Source organism: Paenibacillus sp. Y412MC10 (genome assembly GCF_000024685.1).
Taxonomy (GTDB): domain Bacteria; phylum Bacillota; class Bacilli; order Paenibacillales; family Paenibacillaceae; genus Paenibacillus_AQ; species Paenibacillus_AQ lautus_A.
Genome location: NC_013406.1, coordinates 444,669 through 470,194, shown reverse-complemented (window position 1 = coordinate 470,194; position 25,526 = coordinate 444,669). Strand labels below are relative to the sequence as shown.

Genomic DNA, 25,526 nt, shown 5'->3' with positions numbered 1-25,526 from the left:
CGAAACCTGCGATATCAGCCTTGAACGGAGCAAACATTCGGATGAATGCAACGCAAATCAAATGCCAATGATCTTTTTTAGCTCATCGTATTTGCCTTTGGATAACGGGATGGAGCTCTTGGAATGGTCGTCCAGAATTAAACTGTAGCTGTTCCGTGTCCATGTGATGACTTCACGGACCTTCTGCAGATTCACCAGGTACGAGCGGTGACAGCGATAGAAGCCGAACCCCTTGAGCCTCCCTTCCAGATCGCTTAACGACATGGAGCAGGCATAGATCCCTTGGAGAACATGGAGATTCGCGACGCCTTCATGGCTCTCGATATAATCAATTTCTGTCGGATCAAACAGAATCAGCTTGTCCCCCACCTTGGCCGGAATCTTCTCGAAGCGTACGGGCTGGACGAAGGCCGGCACTTGAGCTCCCGCGGGGACCGGTTGTCCTCCTGCCCCGGCTTCGTCAAAGGTTTCGGAAGATTGCGATTGATCAGGGAAAGCGCTTAGCTTGGCGGATTTCGGCTTAGCCTCGGCGGATTCCGTTTCTGTTGCGGTCTTAGGCGCAGTCAACGGAGCCTGTGCTTCTGTTTCTTGAGTTACAGTCTCCGCAGCAGCCTCAGCGGGCATTATATTTTCAATCCTGGAATCAGCTGCTGTATATAGTCTTCCCTGATCCTCTACCTCAATTGAATGGAATGGCTCTCTATCTCCATCTCCATCTCTATCGCTAATGGGGTCCAACTCTTCTTCCGCCGTTTCCAGCTTTTTAAACCCGGCATGGCTATATAAATACACATCATTGGTCATCGATATGGCCTGTTCCAGCACCATGGTCGTGATGACGATCGCTTTGCCTTCCTCTATCAGAGCCGGTATCAGATTACGAATGATATAACTTGTCTCAAGATCGACATTTTGCTCCGGGTCTTCCATGAGCAAAACCGGCGGATTATGTACGAGTGCACGTGCGATGGACAATCGGCGCAATTCCGAAGTTGTCAACTGCAACACCCGGCTGTTTTGCTTCTCTGCTAGTCCTAAGCGCTGCATTAACAGCTCCATGTCCGGCTTCGTCTCATAGAGACGAGCATAAAAATGGAGAAATTCACGAACCTTCAGACGCTCGTATGCCGCATCCGATAACAGCTGAATCCCTATTTTTTCTCTAATATTCCGTGTATGTTCCGGTGTCAGCGCCTCTCCCAGAATCCAGATGGAGCCCTCCGATATCGGCGTCTGCCCGATCATGGCTAGCAGCAATTGATGTCCGAATTCGTGATTGCATTGAATGGCAACGCATTGACCTGCGCTCACCTCAAGGTTGATGTGTGGAATTAATACGGTACTGCCGGATGTCTTCTGCACGTGTCGTAGCTGTACTGCGCTCATCTGATTTTGTATCCCCCTAGATTGTTGATTCAACAGTCCTATTTTAATGGAATGATTTGGATGAAACTACTATTTATTTCGGATCATTCGCTAGCAGATGCTATTTCCCGAGAAATAATGACAAGGGATAACCATAAATGAAACAAAAAAAGGACTTCTAATTAAAGAAGTCCGAATTACTTATTTTTACATATTGAGCATTAAAATCAATTAGCAGTTAGTATTTCGTCGCACCCGTTCACAACATCGCCTGAAGCCGGACGATAGCCTGTGCCCGATCGACAACCTCCAATTTACTATAGAGATTGCTAATGTAATTACGGGCTGTGCCTTCCGCAATATGCAGCATATCTGCGATTTCCCGGTTGTTCAACCCTTGGACCATCAGTCTTGCCAGTTCTTCTTCCCTTTCGGTCAACCGGATTCGATCCAACCGATTTCTTAGCATACCAGAATGCCCTTCTGACATTCTGCTCATTCTTGCCGCCAATTTAGCAGCAACCGGAGCAGGAAGAATGAACTGTCCCGCAATCGTATCCCGAATCGATGCAATCATTTTATCCGCATCCATATCCTTTAACATGTATCCGTTCGCTCCGTGCGCCATTCCTTCTACGATGTAATCCGTCTCAATGAACGTAGTCAAAATAAGAATAAAGATATCCGGATGGCTCTGTTTTATATGCTTCAGCGCTTGGATTCCATCCATGACGGGCATTTGAATATCGAGCAGTACAAGTCTGGGTTGGAGGACATCCGCCAATTCACAAGCTTCTTCCCCGTTCTTGGCTACCCCTACAACCTCCATGTCGTCTTCCAGATCCAGTATCGTCCGTAGCCCTTCGCGTGTTAACAGCTGGTCGTCAGCCACTACAATCGTGATTTTTTCCATTCCTTTTCCCCAATCCATTGCTTTTGGTAAGGCAAATTAATCCGAAGCAGACAACCTTGACCGGGTCGGGAATCCACCGTCAAGCTGCCTCCCAATTGTTCAACGCGTTCTCTCATTGTTTTCAGTCCAAAACCATTAACGATTGTGCGAGCCCCGATACCTTGGTCTTGAAGCCTGAACTCAAGCTCCGACCCCACGAACATCAGATTAAAATGGAACACCTTGCTTCCACCATGTCGTATTCCGTTAGTTAATCCCTCCTGCAGCGCATGATAGATCGTCTTCTTACATGCTGTAGACAACCATTCGGGCAGATCATGGATAGACGCATGGATAGTAACTCCAGCGTTTCGCTCCGTATCCCGGATTAACTCCTGAAGCATATTGGGAAGATGGACATACTTGTCCTCCCTTAACATGTGTACCGAGCCCCGGATTTCATTGAGACTGTGGCGCACCAAATCTTGTGCCTCGTTCAGCCGCTGAACTCCGGCTTGCATATCCTTATGAAGCAGCCTTTTGCCTGCTTCAATCTGCAGAATCGTCGAAGTAAGCGTATGCCCAACAATATCATGAATCTCTTGCGCGATACGATTCCGTTCCTCATAGACAGAGGCCTCAGCCTGCGCGGCCGATGTTTCCCTCATCGATCGCTCCAGACTTCGCGTTCGCTCTTCCACTTGAAGCTCCAGATTTTCCTTCAAATATTGAATCCCGGTATACAGCTTGGCATTTTTGATCGAAATTGCGCATTGAGAGCCTAGCAATTTCAATATATCGAGCCGCTGGGGCGTAAATATGCTGCGCGATAATTTATTCTCCATATATAGAACGCAAGTCAGTTGATTCTGATGGATAATCGGTAGACACAGCACCGATTTTAACCCTTTGTTCCTGACATACGTATTGCGTACAAACATTCCTTCATTAGACGCGTCATGGAGAACAATGACCTCTTGCGTTCTGGCTGCATAACCGACAATGGGGGCAGGTACGATTTCGGATTCCTCCCCCAACAGCACGGACTCGATCCGGATATCCGCTGATGTGCCCCAAGCCTCAATTGTCCATTTACCTTCATCATCGAAAATAACCGCCCCATACTCCGCGCCCGCATTGTGCAGCATAATCCGCATCAGCGAATCCAACAGCCGGCTCATCTCCATTTCACCCGATAAAGCCTGTGCGGACATCATGACCGAGAGCGTATCCACGCGTTCCAATCCAGACTCGGGCCTCAATTGCAGCAGATGAGGGTGCTCCTGCTTAAGGACCGCAGCCTTCGCCAAAGCCCCCCACTGCACGTAAGCTTCATAAGCCTCGGTCATATATATTCTGGCCAGACGCGGCTTGCCTTGACGCAAGCCATATTTGCCGTAACACTCCGCCGCCATCGCCATATCGTGAATATGTCCATATTGGCGGGCAGCCTCTATCGATTGCTCGTATAACTCCTCGGCTTGACGGTTCCTCCGCATCAACCGAAATATCTCCGCTTTCATCAACAAATATTTATGCTGATAATTTTCTGGGCAGCGAATGGCGTATTCTTTCATTTTGCTTAGCCGCTTGCGCAATTTCCCCATATAATCGTTCTGCACTTCCATCGGCGCTTCTTCGTAAAGCTGTGCCCATACAAGCGACTCGTAATAGTATTGAAGAATCGGATCACCGGCCGTTTTCCGCTTTTCCAAGATAACGGCTGACCTCGCTAACGCTTCATTCGCTTCCCGATACTCGCCAAACAGATACCCCGGCAAATATCGATAAATGCATACTAACTCTTCAATCACATGGAATGAATCCCCGTGAACCGACTCGGCAAACTCCGCATCCGTAATCTGCCCGGTATCGAAGGGATCGTCAGGTGATCGAACGCCCGTCAACCGAATGAGAAGCGCAATAAATACTTTAAGCTGCTTGGAATGAAGATGATTATGATGTCTTAAGATATTCCCTGAGCTTGCGATTAGCCGGTCATATATCTCACCTAACGGATGACCAAACTGTAAGAGGGAACCACAATTGATCAGCACGCTTTGATTTCCTTGCCACAAGTCGCCGGATTCTAACCCGATCTTGCCTGCCTTCTCGGTAAATACCCCGAGCAGAGCCGGGTCGTATCGCCGCCAACTATCGGAGCACAAAGTAAATGCGGTCAGCGTTCTCACATGCAGCTGCGGATATGGTTTCGATAAGCGATATGCGAGCATTCCCCATTTAAATGCCTCTTCATGACGAAAGCGATAATACATGAACAGGGCGTAGCCCATAAACCCGATGGAGGCCTCCGGGGTCATGCCGTAACGCAACGTCATATCGACGATCGTTAGAGTATAAGAAAGCCATCCCTTCCGATTGACATAGAACGAGGCATTGCTCATATGGACCAACGCGGATATGGCCAGCTGCCGGGACGCATCCGTCATGGGAGGCAATTGATCCAGTTCTTTCATCGAATACTTGCCTAATTTCCGCTTTAGCCGTAACCACTGGAGAGTCAATCCGAATGAACCGAAATCAGACGGAAAATCAACTTGCAGCAGCCTTAAGGCATCTTGACCTAACGAGATCACTTCCCCATAATGGTCCTGACTTGCCTTCAGATGCATCTTCAGTACACAAACCGATGCTTTGTCCAAAGGGGTAACCGCCTTCTCCATCAAAGATTGGAACAAGTCGTGGGCGAGCTGGAAATGGGCACATAAATATTCCAATTCCGCTCGTTCCCGGTTAGCCTGAAAAGCGAGCCCATAATTTGTCCCCCAGTTATCCCCGTCCGCCTCCAAATAAACCGTTGCAAGGCGCATATATCGCAGAGCAGTCTCGTAGGCGGTCGATTCTTTTGCCTTCAAGCCTGCCCTAAGATTCAGCTCCGCCATCCTTGTTCTCTGTTCAGGTTGACGGTTCCGCTCCACAGCAAGATTCATATGATTAACAGCTTCAAATAAAGCCTCCGTACCATCTCCCTGACCGAGATTCATTCGGTCAAGGAAGAGCAAGCCGATGCTCCAATGCAATTCCGAGCGTTTTTCTTCCGGAACAAGCGTGTAAGCCACCTGCTGGATGCGGTCGTGTTGAAATTTATAGGAGCTTCGGCTACCGTCGTTGATGAGCTGCACCAATGACATCCTTTCTGCCATCTCCAGTTCCTTCGCCAGTTTCGTTATGTGGAGCCCGGATATAATGGAGAGGGTTTCCAGATCAAATCGGCTTCCGAGAAATGAAGCATAGCCGACCACAATCTTTGTGGATGGTGGCATTACCTGCAATCGATCCGTCAGATAGGAGACCGCATTATCGGGAATGTTCATTTCGGCAATAAACGGCAAATCCCATGACCAGCTTTTGCTCGATGCATCAAAGAACACATGGCCATGGGCAATTAAATCTCCAAGAAACTGCTTGAGAAAGAAGGGGTTGCCGTCTGTCTTCCTAAGCAAGGCAACAGCCAGCTCCTCTACATCGCCATCTTTATGACGCATGACATCCTTTAACAGCTGGTTTATATCCTCCAAGGCAAGCGGCTGCAGGTCGATACGATTCCGTATTATACGATCATGAGTCAAACGGTTTTCTAATCGACGGATCGGGTCTGCATCTTGATCACGGTAAGCCAATGCAACCAGCAGATGCTTGGTTGCTCTGTCGTCCAGAAGAAATTCCAGATATCGAAGAGATGCTTCGTCCGCCCATTGAAGATCGTCAAGAAATAGAACCAGGGGACAGTTCGGACGAAGGAACAACTGGATAAATCGGTTCATGATCAGATGAAACCGTTCCTGGGCTTCCACGGGCGGCAGCGGTTGAACAGGCGGCTGTTGGCCTATCAGCAATTCCAGCTCGGGAACCCGTTCAATCAGAATTTTCCCGTAATCCTCAACCGCTTGAAGAATCCGCAGCTTCCATACTTCGGCCTGCAGTGTGCCCTCGGTCAGCAGTTGACGAATCAGTTTACGGATCACCTGAATCCAAATATCGTAAGGCTGAGCCGTCTGATGGGTGCCGAACTTGCCCCTGATGAAGAAATAGTCCATAGATGCAGCCTGTTCCAGAGCTTCCATGAGAAAAGAAGTTTTTCCTATCCCCTCCGTTCCGCTAACGCCAACCAGCACAACAGACCCGCTAGCCGCCCTCCGCACTGCATCCTGCAGCATCTGCAGCTCGGCTTGCCGTCCGTAGAATTGGGCCGATTCCACCCATCGTTCCGGTATATCCCGGCTTCCAAGTCGGAATGGTTCCACCTCGCCTGTAACCTGAAGCCGATTGAAACACTCCTCAAGGTCCGTTTGAATACCGAATGCGCTGATATACCTATCGTCGGGCATCTTCTCCATGCATTTCTGTATAATATCGGACACTATTTTGGGGATGAATGGGAATTTGCGGTGCAGAGGCTCAGGGGTGCCGGCAAGATGGCGGTATACCGTATTTACAGGGTCGATATGTTCAAAGGGTAAAGTACCGGACAACCACTCGTATAATATGATCCCGAGAGAATAAAAATCGGATCGGTAATCCGGCGTCATTCCCGTTCTGCGTGTCTGTTCAGGCGATATATAAGGAAGAAACGCATCCGGCCGGCTTAAGGAAGACAACGGGCTTTTGCCCGCTTCGGTTGAACACATACGGATATCGATCAGCTTCACTTCATAGGTGCGGGGATTGACCATCAGATGAGAGGGCGTGATTTCGTTCAGCGTCATATTCTCTCGATGAATCCGAATAAGACAATCGGTTATGGCAACAGCCATGCGCAGGAGATCCGGAAGTTCCGGAACGTCAGAATATGCCCGCAGCAGCTGTTCCAATGTAACCCCGGCCATTTCTTTCAGGAGAAGAACCGGCCGATCTGCGATCATCTCCAAACTGTACGCTTCCAAGGCTCCACGGCCATCCAGCTTCTTCAATACGTCATACTCGTATCGAAAAGCAGCCACCATGGCCGATTCCGGACCTGCATCGCGTGTTGTCTTGGCTAAGACGCGCAAACCGTCGATAGAACGCGAAAGTCTAAAGAGTTGAATGTCTCCATTAGTATGGATTACGTCCAATGTTTGATATCCTGGCATTTCAAACATAAAGTTCCACTCCCTGATTATATGTAACAGCGTGTTTAATGATCGCAGGCTAATTAATTAAGGCTATTATAGCATTCGTCATTGCCGCGCTATATCAATCGCAAAAAGCTCGCGGTTTTTCTTTTCTTCAGATATGCAGTAGGCTCGGTTCCGCAATCTTCGACAGAACGAATGGGGAAAACAGACCTTCCCCTTTGGCGGTCTGTTCTCATGGCTTGCCGTACGTATCGACGTTGTGAAACATCTGCAACAAGCACTGCCTATTCATGACGATCGTCGTTGTTGTACCGAACATATTTAATATAATAGAAGGGCAGCTCGACAAATAGTGAGTGGTGTCATTAAATTGTCATATGACATCGATCAGATTTTAGGTAATGACAGGGGTTTGCCAAATCGCGGTGACGGTTGATGAGGGTAACCTGGGTAGGGGACTTCGGGTTCGGTCTTGATTTCAGGGTTCTCCAAGTTGAATTTATGAATGTCAATTCCTAGCTGAATACAAACGTCTTCTATTTTCAGATTAATGGACATACATCACCTCATGAACGGATATGACCTTACTTCACAGAGCATCTGAAATCATGTTTCGTATCCAAGCCAGGATGTGATTTACCTCATAAATATAACGCATGGCCCGTGCGACCAACAGTGTGTGTTGTCATGAATATTGTCATATGACAATCATCTCGATTTGGTTGAATTGGGAATAAAATGAAAAAAGAGCACACTGATCCGCGTGCTCTTCTCCAATCATTCACAAGACGCCATCATCGCTGACAGCGAATCAAAGCTATTTGCTCAACACGGCCGCAGCCTCCGTCAGCATCATTCCGCTCAGCTGCACGCTCAGTTGAACGGGAAGAGTCGGCAGAGTGTCCCAGGCAGGGCCGCATATACCAGCATCCTCAAGCATTCCCTTCTCCCACAGCTTTTCCGCGTTACACTGAACCATTCGGCGTACGGCGTCCTCTTCGGGCGCCTCTTCAAGCAGCACCAGCAGATAACGGATGAGGATGCCTTTAAACAGACCCGTGTCGTCAATGCCCTCATCGGGCAGAAGCAGGGTTTTTGGATCGCACAGCTCCAGCATGCACGCGTCAGCGGTCCGTTTAGCGTCTTCGAGATAGGACTTATCCCCCGTACAACGGTATAATTCCACTCCGGCACCGAGGAACACGCCCTGGCAATACGTGAACTTCCAATCGTAATCGATCTCACCGTCGCCGAGCCGGTTCATGCCATCCCATACAAACCCGGTCGATGGATCGACAAGCCGGCTCTTGTTCCATTCATAGATGCGCTTTGCCCAGATCAAATCCTCCTCGTTTCGCTCCAAAAGATACAGCCTCGCCGCCAAAATGGCGGCAGGCGCGTTAGCCGGCGTGTTTTTGTAATCCAGCTGATCCTTCTTCCACGCCATGCCGCCCCCGCAGTGATCATTCCATGCGGTCTTGATGTCTTCCCACAGCGTAAGCGCCTGCTCCTTATACCACTCGCTTCCGGTAGCCTGATGCGCACGCAGCAGCGCGAGTGCCGTCCACTCCATGTCATCGTAATAATTGTGGGTGAACGTATGGCCGTTGTACTTGTACAGGCTTCGGCTGAATGCTTCCATTCGGTCGGCATACATCGGTTTTCCCGTGCGCTTATAAGCGTCCACCAGCACATCCAGCACATGCGCCTGCCACCAATAATAGAAATTCTCGCCTGCCCCGGCATGTTCCCGCGGAAACCATTGATCCATAATGCCGCTGTCCGGGTTTCCGTAATTTCGGTACATGGCCTCCTGCAGCAGGTCCGCTCTCTCATCCCAGTTCGCCGCAGAATGCCGACCATCGCTCCCCCCAGCCTGCCCCGCGGATTCCAGCACGGCCGCACATTCAAGCAGCATCACGCCGCTCAGCTGCGAGCTGAGCTGAACGATAGCGTCAGACAGTGGACGGCTCTTCCAATCGGTCCCGAACAGCGCGCCATCTGCAGTCTTTCCCTGTTCCCAGAGCACATTGGCGTTCCGGCTCAGCCACCCTGCAGCTTCTGCTGCTTCAGGCCACACCTTGATGGCTTCCGTTACATAACGGATCAGGATGCCTTTGAACAATCCGGCGTCGCCTCCGCCTTCGTCCGGGAGGATGCCTTCCGCCGAATCCGCCAGTTCTACGCGCATCGCTTGAAAGGTCCGCTTGGAGTCTTCAAGGTACGCCGAATCACCCGTAACCCGAAACAGCTCGACCGCTGCTCCGATAAATACGCCTTGGCAATAAGTGAATTTCCAATCTTTATCGATAGCCCCGTCTCCGGTACGGTTCATTCCGTCCCAGACAAAACCCGTGGCAGGATCCACGAGGGCATTCTTCTGCCAAGCGTAGATTTTCCGAGCCCATTCCAGGTCCGCCGGGTTGCCGAAAGCCCGATGCAGCCGTGCCGCCAAAATAACCGCAGGCGCATTTGCCGGGGTATTCTTATAACCAAGCTGCTCCTTGTGCCAAGCAATTCCCCCGCCTTGAACATCGTTCCAGCCGGTTTGAATATCCTCCCAGAGCGTCAGCGCCGCTTGCTTGTACTTCTCCAGCCCCGTCGCCTCATAGGCGCGCAGCCATGCCAGCGCCATCCATTCCATGTCATCGTACAGCTCATTCGGCCATGCGCCCTCATTCCGGCGGAGCACTCCCTCATACAGCTGCTCCAGCCGCTCCGCATACAACGGATCCGCCGTGCGAACATAACCGTCCACCAGCACATCCGCCGCATGCGCCATCCACCAATAATGGAAAATCGTGTTGCACGCCCCGTCCGGGCACGGCGTTTCTATATTGTACATACGGATCGAATCATTCCAGAAATGACGTTCCAGCGCGCGCTGCGCCTCATCTGCCCTTTTGGTCCATATACCGGACACCGTTATCATTGTCGAAATCACTCCTGACATCTCAATATGCAAGTTTTTTTGTCCATTCGTCACGCATATCCAGCTTCCAGCCCGCTAGCCTTTGATCCCGCTAAATGCGATGCCCTGAATGAAGTACCGCTGCAGAGCCAGGAACAGGACAAGGATCGGCAAAATAGCCACCAGCGCCCCGGCCATCATCGGGCCGTAATCCGTCTGGAAATTGAACGAGAACGCCTGGAGCCCCATCTGGATCGTCGCCTTGTTCGGATCGTTCAGCACGATCATCGGCCACAGGAAGCTGTTCCAGCCAGCCTGAAACGTGAAGATGCTCAGGGTTGCCAGCGCCGGCTTGGTCAGAGGCAAATAGATGCGCCAAAAAATTTTGAATTCGCCGCAGCCTTCAATCCGCGCCATCTCCATCATGTCGGAGGGGAGCGTCAGGAAGAACTGCCGCATGAAGAACACCGCAAACGTGCCGGAAGCCCCCGGAAGAATGATCCCCCAGAAGGAATTCATCAGCCCCATGCCCCCGCTTCCGAACAGGTCGTTGCCTCCCATCAGCGGTATATGGCGCAGCACATACACGCTCGGGATCATGGTGACGATGCCCGGGACCATCATCGCGGCCAGCAGCACGCGGAAGAGTCCCGAGTTGCCTTTGAACTTCAGCTTGGCAAAAGCGTAGCCGCTGAGCGAACCGAAGAACAGGTTGAGCAGCACGCCGGTAATGGCCAGAAAGAATGAATTCCAGAAATAAAGGCCGAAGGGTACGGTTGTGAACGCCTTTTTATAGTGCTCCAGCGTGATGTCCGTAGGGAACCATTTGATCGGCATCGAGAACATATCCTCATCCGGCTTAAAAGAGGTCATCACGCTCCAGTAGAACGGGAGAAACATGACGATGGCGATCAGAATGGCACCGATATAGAAGACGCTCGCGGTAAGGATTCGCTGCCGCTTGGCCTGACTCTCAATTGCTCTCATCTCTTGTCTTCCTCCTCTAAGCCCCGATTACACAATCGATTCTTCCGATTTATTGATCTTCATGCTGATCAGCGAGAAGACCAGAATAGCCATCGCCAGCACGAAGGCCTGCGACGATGCATACCCCATTTGCAGTTGGTTAAAGCCCTGCTGATAAATGAGATAAACCGGCGTTTTCGTTGCATTGGCGGGTCCGCCCTGCGTGAGCACGAATGCCTGATCAAACAGCTGCAGCGCGCCGATAATCGACATCGTGCTGACAAGGAACGTGGTCGGCCGCAGCTGCGGCCAGGTAATGTAACGCAGGCAATCGAATTTGCTGGCACCGTCCAGACGAGCGGACTCGTACAGATAATCCGGCACGCCCTGAAGTCCGGCCAGGTAAATGATCATATTGGAGCCTACGCTCTGCCACAGCGTCATCATAATAATCGACAGCATGGCCGTATCGGTCTGGGACACCCAGGCCGGGCCCGTGATGCCGAACAGCGACAGGATCCCGTTAACGAGCCCGTATTCGGGATGCAGCATCCAGATCCAGACGGTGGCCGCCGCGACCGCCGACGTCAAAGTCGGAAGATAGTAAAACGTCCGCAGCGCCTTGACTCCCCTCGCCGCCCGGTTCAGCAGGATCGCCAGCAGAAGGGAGATCAGTACGTTGAGCGGTACGAACACCACCGCATAGATCATCACGTTAACGAAGGTTTTCCAATACAAATCATCGCCGAACAGTCGCCTGTAATTGTCCATGCCGACCCAGTCGTTCGAGCTGAGCACGTCATAATTGGTAAAACTCAGGTATAGTGCCATTCCAACCGGGATCACCATGAATACCGCAAATAACAGCATTGTCGGCATAATGAACAGGTAGCCCATCCTGGCCTGGTGTTTGCCGAGCCTCGTGACGGAGGCAGGCTTGGCGCTGACTGGCTTCGTGGCGGAAGTCATCCTCATGCTCCTTTCTGTAGCTCCTAGAATCCCCGAATGCGTTAACGGGCAACGGCATTTTCCTTCAGCTGCTTATCGCCCTGCTCCTGGCTGAGCCGGAGGGTCTCTTCGGCGCTCTGCTTGTTCTGCATGAACAGCTCCAGATTCGGAATGACGGCATTCTCCTCCATAACGGAGTACCCCGGATGCGTCGGCCTTGTTTTGGCAAATTCGAGCGTTTCCATAAACGGAATCCATTTCGGATCGTCCGCGAAGAACGGATCTTCAAAGGCAGGCTTGAAGCCCGGCATATTCAGGCTCGTTTTGGCCCATAACACGGCATTGTCCTTGTTGGCCGTCCACCATTTGATAAACTCCCAAGCCTCCTCCGGATGCTTCGAGCCTTGCGGAATGACAAGCCCAAAGCCGCCCATAACGCTTCCCTTATCGCCGTTCGGTCCGGCCGGTGGCGGCACGATGCCATATTCCAGGTCTTTGCCGTATTTATCATAGGTGCTCAGCATCCACGGGCCGGTGTACAGCATGGCGACCTTTCCGGTTACAAACGCATCCGTTCCTTCGCCCAAGCCGTCCTCGAAACCGATCTTGTACACCTTGTCCTCATTCAGCAAACGTCCCCAGAAGTCCAATACCGCTTTGCCCTTCTCGTTGTTCACGTTCATCGTGTTCTCCGGGGTCAGCATCGTTCCGCCCGCCTGCTGCAAATACATGTTGAACAGTCCGGGATCCCCCATCGACAACCCCGCCGTTTCGAGCTTGGTTCCGTTCCACTTGGTCGTGGCTTTGGCTGCCGCCTCAAGCTCATCCCAGGTGGTTGGCGGCTCAAGCCCGGCTTCCTCCAGCATTTTCTTGTTGTAGAACAGGGCCCGCGCATCCACCGTCAACGGCAATCCATACAGCTTGTCTTCATAGGTAAGCTCCTTCAGAGCCTCTTCGTAAAAATCCTCCTTGTTGACGCCGTCGCGCTCCAGGTATTCGTCCACGGGATGAAGCACGTTCTTAGGTGCATAGAGCGCGGTCCGCCACCGGTCCCAGAACACGACATCCGGCGTCCCCCCGTTCGTGGCCGCGGTCAGAAACTTCGTCACCACGTCCTGCTGCAGGGCATATTTCACCTCGATTTTATCTTGGGATTTATTAAAAGCATCCACCATCGTTTGGATCTGTTCCTGCCCTTCTCCGCCCCAGTCTCCCCAGAAGGTCAGCACCGTTTTGCCGCCGCTGGCTTCTCCGCCGGAGGAGCCGCCGCTGCCCCCTGAGCAGCCCGCCAGAAGCCCAATCACAACTATCATCGACCATACGATCTTCCACTGCTTTTTCATTCGTTAACCCTCCCTTATGAATTCCAAGCTTGGTTCGCCGCTTCATCCCGCTGCTAGCTTTACCGTTTAACCTCGATACCGGAACACAACAGCACCAGTTCGCAAAACATCATATTGGCCCATGAAAACCAAGGCCGGGTATATTCCTGCGGCCGATCCACATGAAACCCTTCATGCATGAGCCCGGTTCCTCCGTCCGTTGCCAGCAGCAGTTCAAGGAGGCGCTGCCGCTCGGCTTCATCCTGTTCGGTCATCCCTTGCATCGCAAGCGCAATATGCCATATGTATTGATCGGGCGTATGCGGACTGCCGATGCCGGATGCAGCGGTCCCGGAGAAGTAGTACGGGTTCCGCTCACTCAAGATAAACCTCCGCGTATTCGCGTATATCGGATCTTCCGCATTTCGGTATCCCAAGTACGGAATGGACAGCAGGCTGGGCACATTCGCGTCGTCCATCAGGTTAACCGAGCCCAATCCATCCACCTCGTATGCATAGATAGGGCCGCATTCCAGATGCTCCACAATGCCGTACCGCTGTATGCCGGCTTCGATCTGTGCCGCGAGCCCCTCCGCCGTCGCTGCCAGCTCCCGATCCTTGAGAATCTCCTCCGCAATCTCCGTCACATACCCCAGCACAACGACCGCAAACATGTTCGACGGAACCAGGTAACCGTAGGCGCAAGCATCGTCGCTCGGCCTGAAGCCGGACCAGGTCATGCCGGTATATGCCGTCTGCGCTCCTTTTCCGCCTCGGACCAGCGTATCCGACGGAGGGCAGTTGCTCCGCTCGAAGGTGTAAGCCGATTTCTGTTCATGATGCTGCTCTGTCGTCCACAACTCGATAATCTGCCGCACGCCTGCCCGAAAGGTTTCGTCAAAATGGCCGGTTCTTCCGGAGTTTTTCCACAGCAGGTAGCTGAGCTGGATCGGATAACACAGCGAATCGATCTCGTATTTGCGTTCCCAAATCCACGGACTCATCTCGGTTGCATCATCCTGATGTCCCATCCCGTTCGCAGACTCATTGAACGCGTTGGCATACGGATCCCGCAGAATATAGTCAAACTGGCGTCTGACCACGCCCTGGATCATGTCGCCGATCTCGCGGTCCTCTCCAAGCACCAGGAAGGGCCTGACCTGCGCAGCCGAATCGCGCAGCCACATGGCAGGAATATCCCCGGTAATGACAAACGTCGTGCCGTCCTCCATTCGCTTCAAGGTGGTATTCCAGGTATTGGCTAGGCATCTCTCGAACATGTCAGCCGTTCGTTTCGGCTGCTTCGCCCGAACCATGTCCGATAACCGCCTAATGGCCTCTGGCAGTTCAGTTATGGATTGCACGTGATGTTCCCCTTTCACTTGATGGAATTATGAAACCGCTATCACGAATCAGTATATTGTTATCTAGTTAATATGTCAATATATAAAATAAATTAAATGTTATATTAGGTATTTGGTAAACGTCGACACAAAACAACGCTGCTCCTCACCGAATTAAGAACAAAAAAAACCATGTGCTCACAGCTTCGTGAGCGCATGGTTTGCATGCGTGCATGGGTAAGGGAAGACATTACAAACATTCCGTATTCGCGTTTCCTGTTTGTAAGGTTCAACCTCCAAGGTTTTCGTTATAGAATTCGAATTTTCATTTGGTCGGTCAGGGAATTACCAATTCGCCGGTCACTTTCCAACACACTATGCATCGAAGGCTGCGCCAGCTGCGCAGACGTTTGAACAAGTTTCTGCTATTCCTTGACGGGACCGGTAGATGCGCCAACCACCAATTCCGCAGGCAATCTCTTCTCGACCGCAACCGCGTCGTGGTTCATGATGCCCAGCACCGTCTCGATCGCCAGCCTTCCCATCTCTTCCTCGTTCTGCCGCATATGGGTAAACAAATACCCCTCACCGATATTTAATTGCGGACTGTCGAAGCATATGATCGATAGATCCTCCGGGACCCGCAAACCGAGGCGTTCAGCCGCAACCTTAGCAAGCAATGCAATATTGTACTCAATCGCAAAAAAAGCGGTAATCGACGGATGATCCTGCAAATGCTGCATGATCCGCTGTATTTCCCGTTCAATATTGCTTTCGTAGAAAGCATTGGGCAGCGTGGCCGTTACGTCACTGATCCAGATTTCCTTGTCAAACGCGATGCCCCGGGCGGCATGTGCCTGAACGAATCCTTCAATCCGCTCTTCGACCGCCGTCGTATCCCTCGGCGGAGGAGACAGCAGGCAAATATGGCGGTGACCCAAATCGAATAAATGCTCCACCGCCTGCACGGCTGCCCCAAGATTATCCGTGCTGATGGAAGCCGCAGCGACCCCCTTCAGCTTGCGGTCAATCAGGACGAGCGGGAAGCGGGCAATGACCATTTTCAATATTTCGGCATTAAAATATTCACCCTGCGCGGGAAATACGATAAGACCGTTCACGCCCAGATTGCGCAGCTTCTGGATGGACAATTCCTCATTATCCTGGTCCCCGAACGTTCTGCGCAGGACCAGAAAGCAGTCATTCTCCCTGGAATACTGCTCCATGCTGTAGATCAGCCGCGTCCCGTAGCTTGAAGAAAAATCCGTGATGACCAGGCCGATCATTTTCTCCCGGCCGGCCGTTCCCGTTTCTGTGCTCTCTGAGGAGATGGGTTCCCTGTGTACCACAGGCTCATCCGGATCGGCTACGAACGATCCCTTGCCCGGCTTGCGCACGATCACGCCTTCTGCCGCCAGCAGATCCAAGGCTTTCTTGCTCGTGATTCGGCTAACTCCGTACTCATCCGCAAGTTCCTTCTCTGATGGAACTTTATCTCCAATCCGAAACATATGGGTTGAGATCTTTCGCTTCATCTCGTTAAAAATCTGTTCATACATCGGCTTCGTGGAAGCTGCATCTTTCAAATTGATATCCCTCCAACGGTACTCCAAAACCTGCTAATTTATATAACAATATAACATGATATATTTAAATTGTCCATGTTGAACGATGATCGCTCACAGATTCATCACATCCCCTATTTGCTTAAAACAGCACCATACAAACTCATAACTTGTACAATGCATGTTCAACCTGACCATTGCCCATCCTATAATCCATATCCTTAAATTTTTGCGGGGGAGGAAGATTCGTTGGAGCGTTTTGACCCGGAACTCGTCTTTTTTGAGCCGGATGCGTTGGAGTATCCGCTTGGGAAGAAGCTGCATGCATGGTTTGAGGAATTAGGCACACCCATCAAAATGACCACCTCCCATAATCGGGTAACCGGCATTCCGGGGGAGACCGAAACCGAAAAATACCGAAACGCCAAACGCACCCTAGTCGTCGGGATTAGGAAGACCTTGGATTTCGACACGTCCAAGCCTTCTGCGGAGTATGCCATCCCGCTGACCACGGGATGTGCAGGGCATTGTCATTACTGCTACCTGCAAACCACCATGAGCTCGAAGCCTTATGTCCGGATTTATGTCAACCTGGATGAAATTTTGGGCCGAGCGAAGCAGTACATCGCTGAGCGGTCGCCCGAAATCACCCGGTTCGAGGCCGCTTGTACCGGCGATCCCGTATCTCTGGAGCATTTGACCGGGGCACTGGCCTATTACATTGAATTTATGGCCAAGCAGGAACATGGCCGACTGCGATTCGTGACGAAATTCGCCAACATCGATTCCCTGCTCAATATCGATCACGGCGGCCATACCAGGGTACGCTTCTCCATCAATTCCGATTATGTGATCCGTTATTTCGAGCCGGGTACCTCTTCCTTCGAAGAACGCATTGAAGCCGCAGGGAAAATTGCCGAAGCCGGATATCCGTTAGGTTTCATCATTGCCCCGATCGTCAAATATGACGGATGGCAGGAAGGATACTGGCATTTATTGGAGAAGCTCCATGAGCGATTGAGCCATGTGGAGGTTAAGGATCTGACGTTTGAGCTCATTCAGCACCGGTTTACCAAAACGGCCAAAAACACCATTTTGAAACGGTACCCCAAAACCAAGCTGGACATGGATGAGGAGGACCGGCAGTTAAAGTGGGGAAGGTATGGAAAATTCAAGTATGTCTATAAGGCCGAAACCGTCGAGGAGTTTCAGCAGCTGTTCGAAAAGGGAATCCAAGAATATTTCCCGCGCGCGGAAATTGCCTATTTTGTCTAAAATACCTGGGAACGCCAGTCATTTGATGTACCCAAAAGCAACAAATAACGGACACCTCCCGGTGCCCGTTATTCTTATGAACCGTATCTATTCCCTTCCGCTTTTCATCGAAGGACCGCGAACTCTTCGGCCTTATGATCTTGGTCGTACATCCAGACCTCAATCTCATGGATATCCATCGGCTTTCCGTAATAGTAACCCTGCATGACATGACACCCGAGCCCCGTCAAAAAGTCGATATGCTCCTTATTCTCCACGCCTTCGGCGATCACGTCCAGATTCAGCTTTTCCGCCATAAGAACGACGGCGTTGACGATGGCGCGCTTGCTGGGCGTGTCCAAATCATTGGTGAACTGGCGGTCCAGCTTCAGGGCATCAATCGGAATCCGGTCCAAGAGCCCAATCGAGGAATAGCCGGTTCCGAAATCATCCATGGAGACCTTAACCCCTAAGGATCGGATACTCCCAAGCTGACGGATGATATCGTTCACATCGTGCAGCACCATGGACTCCGTAATTTCCAGCTCTAACAACCGCGGCTCCAAATCCGCCTTGCGCAGCACGTTTTGAATGAGCTCCAGCAGATTGTCGCCATGAAATAAACGGACCGATAGATTCACCGAGACCGGCTGGACAACCCCGCTATCCTGCCACACCCTGCACTGCTTGCATGCTTCTTCAAGCGTCCATCGGGTCATCGGAATAATCAGCCCCGTCTCTTCCGCTATCGGAATGAATTCCTGAGGAGAAATCACGCCGAGTCGGGGATGCTTCCAGCGGAGCAGCGCCTCGAATCCGACCAAGCGGTCGCTTTGCACATTCCATTTCGGCTGATACACGATGAAGAACTCCTTCATCTCCAGCGCTCTTTGCAGGTCCTTCTCCAATTCCATCTTGCGAACCTCTTGAAGCCCCATCTCCTCGTCATAAAGGCATTGCTGATTCTTGCCGAGCCCCTTCGCTTTATACATCGCGGTGTCGGCATTCTTCAGCAGCGTCGTACGATCCGAGCTATGGACGGAACCGATGCTGATGCCGATGCTAACCGTCACATACAGCTCGTTGCCGTCGATATGGTACACCTTTTTAATTTGTTGGAGTATATCATCGGCTAAGCGCTGGGCATAATTCGGGTCGCTTTGCTTCAAAATAACCAGAAATTCGTCGCCCCCGATCCGGAACACCTGCTGGCCGCTTCGAATGAATTGACGCAGCCGCTTGCCCACTTCATGGACCAGCAAATCCCCGACATTATGACCCAGCGTATCGTTGATGGCCTTAAATTGGTCCAGATCCAGAAACAGGATCGTAATCTTATCCGTTTCGGCATTCGTCCTGAAGAACCGGTTCATCTCATTGCGGTTGGGCAATCCCGTGATCGTATCCTGATAGGCCAGCTTTTCCAGCACATGCCGGTCAAAGAACATCGCGCCCCAGGAAATCAACAGAATAGCAAAAATCGCGACCGTCACGCAGTACAAGAGGAAGAAATCCACAGACTGCGGCTGATGCGTCATCATGCCGGCATGCGCTTCAAAGCGCGCCGCCTTCATCCCTGTATAATGCATCCCGCACACGGCGAATCCCATGACAACCGCCGAGCCCCACTTGAGAAAGCTGGACTTGGAATGGCTGCGAAAACGAAGAAACAATAATAAGGCCGCATAGGAGGCCGCCAGCGCAATGACGACGGACAATATCCAAAAGACCGGATCGTAACGAATGTCGGCGTGTACGACCATGGCTTCCATTCCCATGTAATGCATCGTCACGATGCCGCTTCCCATAACGAAACCGCCAATGGCGATTTTGGACCAGTTAATATCCTTGGGCATGGTGATATAAAACGCGATGAATGAGGAAATCACGCTGGCCAGCATCGACATGATGGTCAGAAAGGCATCGTACTTCACGTTCATATTCATGTGCATCGCCAGCATGCCGACAAAATGCATGGACCAAATGCCGCTTCCCATGACCATGGCTCCCCCGAATAGCCAAAAAAACTTGGATTTGCCGTTCGCGTCCGAAATTTTGGACGTAATATTCAAAGCCGAGTATGAAGCAAGTATAGCGATCGCAATTGAAAGCCCAACAATATACAAGTTATAATTGCCGTCCATCTGAGCTGTGCACACTCCTTTTGTGAGTAATCCTTAGGTCCTATGAAGTTCATACGTTACCTGAGAGACAAACGTTTCTATTAATTCAAGGATGGCTCTCCCTGCATACCCAAAGTGATAATTCTTATGGTTACGGCCCGCCCGGCCCTGAGTCTTCTACCTATTATATCTTTAGTAACTATTCAATTTCTCGACAAACTCCGTTTTGGCCGAAACTTTCGGAACCCGCATGAGTCCAAAGGACTATATATTCCACAATATCCCTGCCTTTCCTTCTAACCGATTTAAAATAATGGCACGCAGAACGGACATTTCAGCCGGATGGATAACGTGAAAAACAAAAAAACTGCCGACTCATTCCCTCAGGTCAGCAGCTTTTATCATGTCTTCATGGAGCACTTACCTTCGTTTCTCCATTCATATACTTCTCGCCCCACTCACAGATTTGATCCAGGATGGGCTGCAGTGAAACGCCCAATTCGCTCAGCTCGTACACGACTTTCGGCGGCACTTGATTAAAGACCGTTCGCGTAATAATCCCATCCTCCTCCAGCTCCCGAAGGGTCTGGGTTAACATCTTCTGCGTAATATCCGGCATCTCTTTCTTAATTTCACTCGTACGCTTGGGCCCATAACTAAGGTGGCACAGCACAACGATCTTCCACTTGCCGCCGATCACCTCCATGGTGGCTTCGGACGGAATATGGTATTGCCGATCGCGATTCATAAGATCCTCTCACCTCCCGGACGTAAAATTACTGCGACTATGAAGGGCACTTTAGGGTGCTAATAGCACCTTTAGGTACCTATAGAACAAATAAGTGCGTACTTCCTTCCAGCCATTATATGATACATAATCCCCTTATACCAGTACTGTAAGAAAACAAAGCACATTCAACACATTATAGAAGAAAGCGAAGGTGATTCATGATGAAAGTACTGACCGTTGTCACTCATCCCAGAGTGAACTCCTTTACATTTGCTGTCACGGAGCGATTTGTGCAGGGTCTTCAAGATGCCGGACATGAGACGGAGGTTCTGGATCTTCACCGCATCGGTTTCGATCCGGTTCTGTGGGAGGCGGACGAACCCGATTGGTCCGATCCTGGCAAGGTTTTTTCCGCTGAGGTTGAAAACGAGATCGCGCGAATGAAACAGCACGACGCGCTGGCCTATATCTTCCCGGTATGGTGGTACGGGGTTCCGGCTATGCTGAAGGGGTATATCGACCGTGTCTGGAATCACGGCTTCGCATATGGCGGCGGTTCCAAGCTCCATCACAAGAAGGCGTTATGGATCGCATTGGCAGGAGCGTCGGAGGACCATTTTGCCAAGCGGAGCTATGATACGATGCTGTCCCATTCCCTCAACGTCGGCATGGCCAACTATTCCGGAATCGAAGATTCCCGAGTGGAATTCTTCTATGATACGTTAGAGGGCAGGGCGGAGCACATGGAGAGCCTGCTGGAGCGGGCATATCAGCTGGGGCTGCATTATGCGGGCTCGGGAGTACATGTGAAGTGAAGGCTCCCTAGTGGAGTTAGAGCTTTGTTCATACAATAAAAATAAATCGGCCTCGCTCTTGAGGCCGATTTTTATGTACCGCGCTTCGGATCGCTCGCTCTCATGTCATTGATACGTCAATAAGGAACGGCGGAATCCAGGTTGGCCACAACTCAACCGTTGGTCATTACTTGCTCGGAACATCCATTGCCCCAACCAAAATTTGAAACATTTTAGTCATTTTTACCGTACATATAATCAATGGAAAAATAACGGAACAGGAGGAGTGCCGTCGATGATGCCCCAAGGCCCGTCTTTTGGCGGAGGTTTTGATTTTATGTTTACGCTGGTTCCCATTCTGATCGGGATTGTATTCGTCATTGTGATCGTGGGCTTCATCTCCAATGGCGCCCGCTATGTTAAGAACGCCAAGTCCCCGCGCACTTCCGAGTTTGCCCGGGTCGTCTCCAAACGCATGGATGTCCGCCATCATACCAATCACAACAACAACGATAATGGAATGATGCATGCCAACCATTCATCCCGTACGTATTATTACATCACCCTCGAATTTGATAATGGAGAACGAAAAGAGTATCTTGACGTCAAGAATCTGTACGGTCTTGTCGTGGAGGGAGATACCGGCTATGCCGCCATCCAGGGCGACTGGATCGTCGCGTTTGAGCGGAATATGCAGCCGCAGTCGTGACCGGACGCTGAAGAAGCATCACGTCTCCGTATTTTATTCGTACGGTCCCTTAAGAACAGAAGAGCCTTAGTCCGCGGTGAAACCCGGACTAAGGCTTTTCTTGTTGAATCGACTTGAATGGTTAATATTTCATCTAATCCTTTACGCATTGCTGCTCGTTTCGATAGGCTCATTCACTTCGATCAGTTCAACGACGGCCTCACTTTTCAGCGTATTGCCGATCGTGCATGCACGCTCTACGACGGATTTCAGCTTCTCCTTGTAGGCAGGCTCCAGCGTTGGCGGCAGCGAGACAAGGACGTTGAAATGCGAGAACTTATTGCTTTTATCCTCTGCTTTTACTGATGACACTTCGATATGAATGGAAGACTTATCATATTCCACGCCGTCGTAAGCCATTATTTTTTGGAGCGAGATGGATACGCACAGCGCCAGTGACGCTTCCAGTAGCTCTCTCGGTGACAAGCCGCCCTCCAAATTCGGGCCGTGGTTTCCTGCAATCTGAAACCCGGCCTCATTGAATATCCGATCCTGGCCTTCTACGATTTGTAACGTTGTCATGGTCCTTCTCTCCTTTTGGTTGGGGTTGCGAACTTATCTGTTCTAGTCAACAAGATGACAGGCGACCTTATGGCCCGGCCGCACTTCTCTTACAGCCGGTATGTCTGTTCTGCATACATCGGTCGCATAGGGACAGCGTGTGTGGAAAACACAGCCGCTCGGCGGCGATATCGGGGACGGGATTTCCCCCCGCAACATGATCCGTTCCTTTAATCGGCTGCGGTTAAAATCCGGTACGGCCGAGAACAGCGCCTTTGTATAGGGATGCAACGGCTCATGGAACAAATCGTCCGTCAAAGCCTCTTCCATTATTTTTCCGAGATACATAATGCCGATCCGATCCGAAATATACCGAACCACGCTGATATCATGCGTTATAAATAATAGCGTTAGTTTCATTTCGCGCTGCAGGCGCTTGAGCATGTTCAGAATTTGTGACTGGATGGACACGTCCAGGGCGGAGACCGGCTCGTCGCACACGATGATTTTCGGATTCATGATAAGCGCTCGCGCCAAGCCCAGCCGTTGGCGTTGACCGCCCGAGAATTCATGGGGAAAGCGAAAGGCATGCTCCGGCTGCAGGCCGACGGTTTTCAGGATTCGGAACACCGTTTCCTGACGCTCCGCCTTGTCCCCCATTTTATGAATGATCAAGGGCTCCTCCAGCATCCGGCCGATTCGTTTCCTCGGATTGAGCGAAGAGAACGGATCTTGAAAAACAAGCTGCACGTCCTTGCGGAAATTCCGCATTTCCTCCCTCGTCATGGCCGCCAATTCCCGATCCCGATACAGGACCTGCCCTTGGCTCGCCGGCGTTAATCCGAGGATGGTGCGTCCCGTGGTGCTTTTCCCGGAGCCTGATTCGCCGACCAGGCCGTAGGTTTCTCCCTCGTTCAATTGCAGGGAAACGTCCGTGACCGCGTTGACGTACGCTTTGGCGCCCCCTATCTTGCCGAATGATCCGTACACCGGAAACTGCTTGTGAAGGGAGCTTACCTTTAAGATCGAACGATCAGCTGCTTGTTCCAACGGTTGTCTCCCTCCCTTCCTGCTTGTTTAGGGCCTCGTAATGCCAGCACTTCACTCGATGGTCCGTTTGGGCCGTTTGCATCGGCGGCTCGGAGGTACGGCACAGCTCGTCAGCAAAAGGACACCGCGTTGAAAAGCCGCAGCCCTGCGGAATATCCGTCAGGGATGGCACCGTTCCCTCAATGACGTAAAGCTCATCCTCCCTGTCCCCTTCCAACTTGGGGATGGATTGGATCAGCCCCTGGGTATAAGGATGCAGCGGCGTTTGGAACAGCTGTTCCGTAGGAGCTTCCTCCACGATCTGCCCCAAGTACATCACCTTCACGCCCGTGCAAATTTCCGAGACCACGCCCAGATCATGCGTAATGAACAGCACGCCCATGCCCATTTTGCGGTTCAAGTCGGCAATCAATTCCAAAATCTGCGCTTGAATCGTCACATCGAGCGCGGTTGTCGGCTCATCCGCGATCAACAGGTTCGGCTCGCAGGAGAGTGCCATGGCAATCATCGCCCGCTGCTGCATCCCCCCCGACAGCTGATGGGGATATTCGTTAACCCTGATTTCGGGCGAAGGAATGCCCGTCATCCGCAAAATTTCGATGGCTTGCTGATGGGCTTCCTTCTTGGACTTCTTCTGATGAAGGCGAATGGCTTCTCCGATTTGGTCTCCAATCGTATAGACAGGGCTCAGGGAGGTTAGCGGGTCCTGAAATATCATGGATATTCGATCACCCCGGATCGCCCGTAATTTAGAATGCGGAAGGGACAGCAGGTTCTGATTCTCGAATACGACCTCTCCCTCGTACTCGATTGCATCCGTATGATCCAGCAATCTCATGATGGATTGGGACATCACGCTTTTTCCGCTGCCGGACTCTCCGACGATACCGATGATGTCGCCAGTATTCATGGAAAAGCTGACTCCGTTCACCGCCGTCACTCTTCCGCGCTCAGTATGAAAATGCGTCTTGAGATTTTTCACTTCCAATAGAGGCTCTTTATTCATGGAAACACCTCCAGCCTTATATTCATCGCTTTCTAAACTTTTGCTTCACGCGGGGGTCCAGCAAATCGCGCAGCCCGTCCCCTAGCAAATTCAGGCTGAGTACGGACAGAACGAGCGTGGCCCCGGGAAATACGACCATCCACCATGCCTTGTAAATTACAAGCTTGCTTGCCTGCAAAATGTTCCCCCAGCTGGCTTCGGGCGCAGGAATGCCCGCACCGAGAAAGCTTAAAGCCGCCTCCGAGATAATCGCTTCGGCAAATACGAATGTTGCCTGTACCAATAGAGGAGACAGTACATTCGGCACGATGTGCTGCCATATAATGCGCGTGGAGCTTGCCCCCTGGACATGCATCGCCTCAATGTAGGTTTGCTCGCGCACCACCAATGCTGCCGAACGAACGACTCGGGCAATATTCGGCGTGAATACGATCGTCAGCGCAATGATAACGTTCAAGGCGGATGCGCCGAGCGCAGCCATTAAGGCAATGGCAAGCAAGATTCCCGGAATCGCAATCAACCCGTCGCAAATGCGCATGAGAATATGATCCAACGTCTTATAATACGTCGCATAGACGCCGATCACGAGTCCCAGAGCGGAGGACAGCAGCGCAACCGCCAGCCCGACGCTAATCGATACCCTGGCCCCGTAGAGAAGTCTCGTTAACAAATCCCGTCCGAATTCGTCGGTACCCAGCCAATGCTCGGCCCCTGGCGGAGTTAAACGGTCTACAACCTTCATGTCGTACGGACCGTAGTTCGTGAAGAGCGGTCCGATCAGCGCCAGAATCACCAATACGACAAAGATGGTCGCTCCGATCAATAGCCCGTAGTTGGACTTCAGGCGGCGATATCCTAAGGCTCGCTGTTCTTTTTTCAGCTTTTTGCTGACTTGAGCGACATATTCCTTTTCCTGAACTGTAGCCATCC

Annotated in this window: 17 protein-coding genes and 2 pseudogenes; 3 read left to right on the top strand and 16 right to left on the bottom strand. The window is 51.4% G+C overall.

Features of this window, described 5'->3' with window-relative positions:
• Positions 1 to 57 precede the first annotated feature (57 nt).
• From GYMC10_RS32830 to GYMC10_RS01940, 10 genes and pseudogenes are all read right to left on the bottom strand, one after another.
• Positions 58 to 420, bottom strand: a pseudogene (locus tag GYMC10_RS32830) (LytTR family DNA-binding domain-containing protein); the annotation flags it as partial.
• 510 nt (positions 421 to 930) lie between these two features.
• A pseudogene (locus tag GYMC10_RS32825) lies at positions 931 to 1,386 on the bottom strand (ATP-binding cassette domain-containing protein); the annotation flags it as partial.
• 238 nt (positions 1,387 to 1,624) lie between these two features.
• The gene (locus GYMC10_RS01975) at positions 1,625 to 2,278 is read right to left on the bottom strand and encodes a response regulator (RefSeq protein WP_012818601.1); all 654 of its coding nucleotides are present in this window, start codon (positions 2,276 to 2,278) and stop codon (positions 1,625 to 1,627) included.
• Complete coding sequence (locus tag GYMC10_RS01970; RefSeq protein WP_012818600.1) at positions 2,257 to 7,359, bottom strand: AAA family ATPase; 5,103 nt, start codon at positions 7,357 to 7,359, stop codon at positions 2,257 to 2,259. Before GYMC10_RS01970 ends, GYMC10_RS01975 begins: the two co-directional genes overlap by 22 nt.
• A gap of 793 nt (positions 7,360 to 8,152) precedes the next feature.
• Positions 8,153 to 10,267: a glycoside hydrolase family 76 protein gene (locus tag GYMC10_RS33195; protein ID WP_012818598.1), complete on the bottom strand. Its 2,115-nt coding sequence runs from the start codon at positions 10,265 to 10,267 to the stop codon at positions 8,153 to 8,155.
• Between the two features lie 75 nt (positions 10,268 to 10,342).
• Positions 10,343 to 11,233 carry a carbohydrate ABC transporter permease gene (locus tag GYMC10_RS01960; protein WP_009593907.1) on the bottom strand — a complete coding sequence of 297 codons (891 nt, stop codon included), beginning with the start codon at positions 11,231 to 11,233 and terminating at the stop codon, positions 10,343 to 10,345.
• Between the two features lie 27 nt (positions 11,234 to 11,260).
• Positions 11,261 to 12,181 carry a carbohydrate ABC transporter permease gene (locus tag GYMC10_RS01955; RefSeq protein WP_009593927.1) on the bottom strand — a complete coding sequence of 307 codons (921 nt, stop codon included), beginning with the start codon at positions 12,179 to 12,181 and terminating at the stop codon, positions 11,261 to 11,263.
• A 41-nt stretch (positions 12,182 to 12,222) separates the two neighbouring features.
• Positions 12,223 to 13,503 (bottom strand): ABC transporter substrate-binding protein, encoded by a 1,281-nt coding sequence (locus tag GYMC10_RS01950; protein ID WP_012818597.1) that lies wholly within the window; start codon positions 13,501 to 13,503, stop codon positions 12,223 to 12,225.
• Positions 13,504 to 13,562: 59 nt separating this feature from the next.
• Positions 13,563 to 14,798 carry a glycoside hydrolase family 125 protein gene (locus tag GYMC10_RS01945; RefSeq protein ID WP_012818596.1) on the bottom strand — a complete coding sequence of 412 codons (1,236 nt, stop codon included), beginning with the start codon at positions 14,796 to 14,798 and terminating at the stop codon, positions 13,563 to 13,565.
• A gap of 452 nt (positions 14,799 to 15,250) precedes the next feature.
• Positions 15,251 to 16,411, bottom strand: a complete 1,161-nt coding sequence (locus tag GYMC10_RS01940; RefSeq protein WP_012818595.1) for a GntR family transcriptional regulator — start codon at positions 16,409 to 16,411, stop codon at positions 15,251 to 15,253.
• A 228-nt stretch (positions 16,412 to 16,639) separates the two neighbouring features.
• On the opposite strand from GYMC10_RS01940, the gene splB reads away from it, so the two are divergent.
• On the top strand, positions 16,640 to 17,665 hold the full coding sequence (gene splB, locus GYMC10_RS01935) for a spore photoproduct lyase (protein ID WP_012818594.1): 1,026 nt from the start codon (positions 16,640 to 16,642) through the stop codon (positions 17,663 to 17,665).
• Between the two features lie 104 nt (positions 17,666 to 17,769).
• Here the strand turns inward: splB and GYMC10_RS01930 are convergent, their stop codons facing one another.
• Both GYMC10_RS01930 and GYMC10_RS01925 read right to left on the bottom strand, forming a co-directional pair.
• Positions 17,770 to 19,788: a bifunctional diguanylate cyclase/phosphodiesterase gene (locus tag GYMC10_RS01930; protein ID WP_012818593.1), complete on the bottom strand. Its 2,019-nt coding sequence runs from the start codon at positions 19,786 to 19,788 to the stop codon at positions 17,770 to 17,772.
• A gap of 388 nt (positions 19,789 to 20,176) precedes the next feature.
• Positions 20,177 to 20,515 carry a winged helix-turn-helix transcriptional regulator gene (locus tag GYMC10_RS01925; protein ID WP_009593955.1) on the bottom strand — a complete coding sequence of 113 codons (339 nt, stop codon included), beginning with the start codon at positions 20,513 to 20,515 and terminating at the stop codon, positions 20,177 to 20,179.
• Positions 20,516 to 20,718: 203 nt separating this feature from the next.
• On the opposite strand from GYMC10_RS01925, the gene GYMC10_RS01920 reads away from it, so the two are divergent.
• Complete coding sequence (locus GYMC10_RS01920; RefSeq protein ID WP_041621916.1) at positions 20,719 to 21,312, top strand: NAD(P)H oxidoreductase; 594 nt, start codon at positions 20,719 to 20,721, stop codon at positions 21,310 to 21,312.
• Positions 21,313 to 21,586: 274 nt separating this feature from the next.
• On the top strand, positions 21,587 to 22,000 hold the full coding sequence (locus GYMC10_RS01915; RefSeq protein ID WP_012818591.1) for a DUF2500 domain-containing protein: 414 nt from the start codon (positions 21,587 to 21,589) through the stop codon (positions 21,998 to 22,000).
• A gap of 141 nt (positions 22,001 to 22,141) precedes the next feature.
• Here GYMC10_RS01915 and GYMC10_RS01910 read toward each other — a convergent pair whose 3' ends face one another.
• From GYMC10_RS01910 to GYMC10_RS01895, 4 genes are read right to left on the bottom strand one after another with little or no spacing between them, the layout of a single operon-like run.
• Positions 22,142 to 22,561 (bottom strand): OsmC family protein, encoded by a 420-nt coding sequence (locus tag GYMC10_RS01910; protein WP_009593933.1) that lies wholly within the window; start codon positions 22,559 to 22,561, stop codon positions 22,142 to 22,144.
• 42 nt (positions 22,562 to 22,603) lie between these two features.
• Positions 22,604 to 23,590 (bottom strand): ABC transporter ATP-binding protein, encoded by a 987-nt coding sequence (locus GYMC10_RS01905; protein ID WP_012818590.1) that lies wholly within the window; start codon positions 23,588 to 23,590, stop codon positions 22,604 to 22,606.
• A complete protein-coding gene (locus GYMC10_RS01900; RefSeq protein WP_012818589.1) occupies positions 23,574 to 24,596 on the bottom strand; it encodes an ABC transporter ATP-binding protein in 1,023 nt (340 codons plus the stop codon). Before GYMC10_RS01900 ends, GYMC10_RS01905 begins: the two co-directional genes overlap by 17 nt.
• A gap of 22 nt (positions 24,597 to 24,618) precedes the next feature.
• On the bottom strand, positions 24,619 to 25,524 hold the full coding sequence (locus GYMC10_RS01895; RefSeq protein WP_012818588.1) for an ABC transporter permease: 906 nt from the start codon (positions 25,522 to 25,524) through the stop codon (positions 24,619 to 24,621).
• Positions 25,525 to 25,526: the final 2 nt, after the last annotated feature.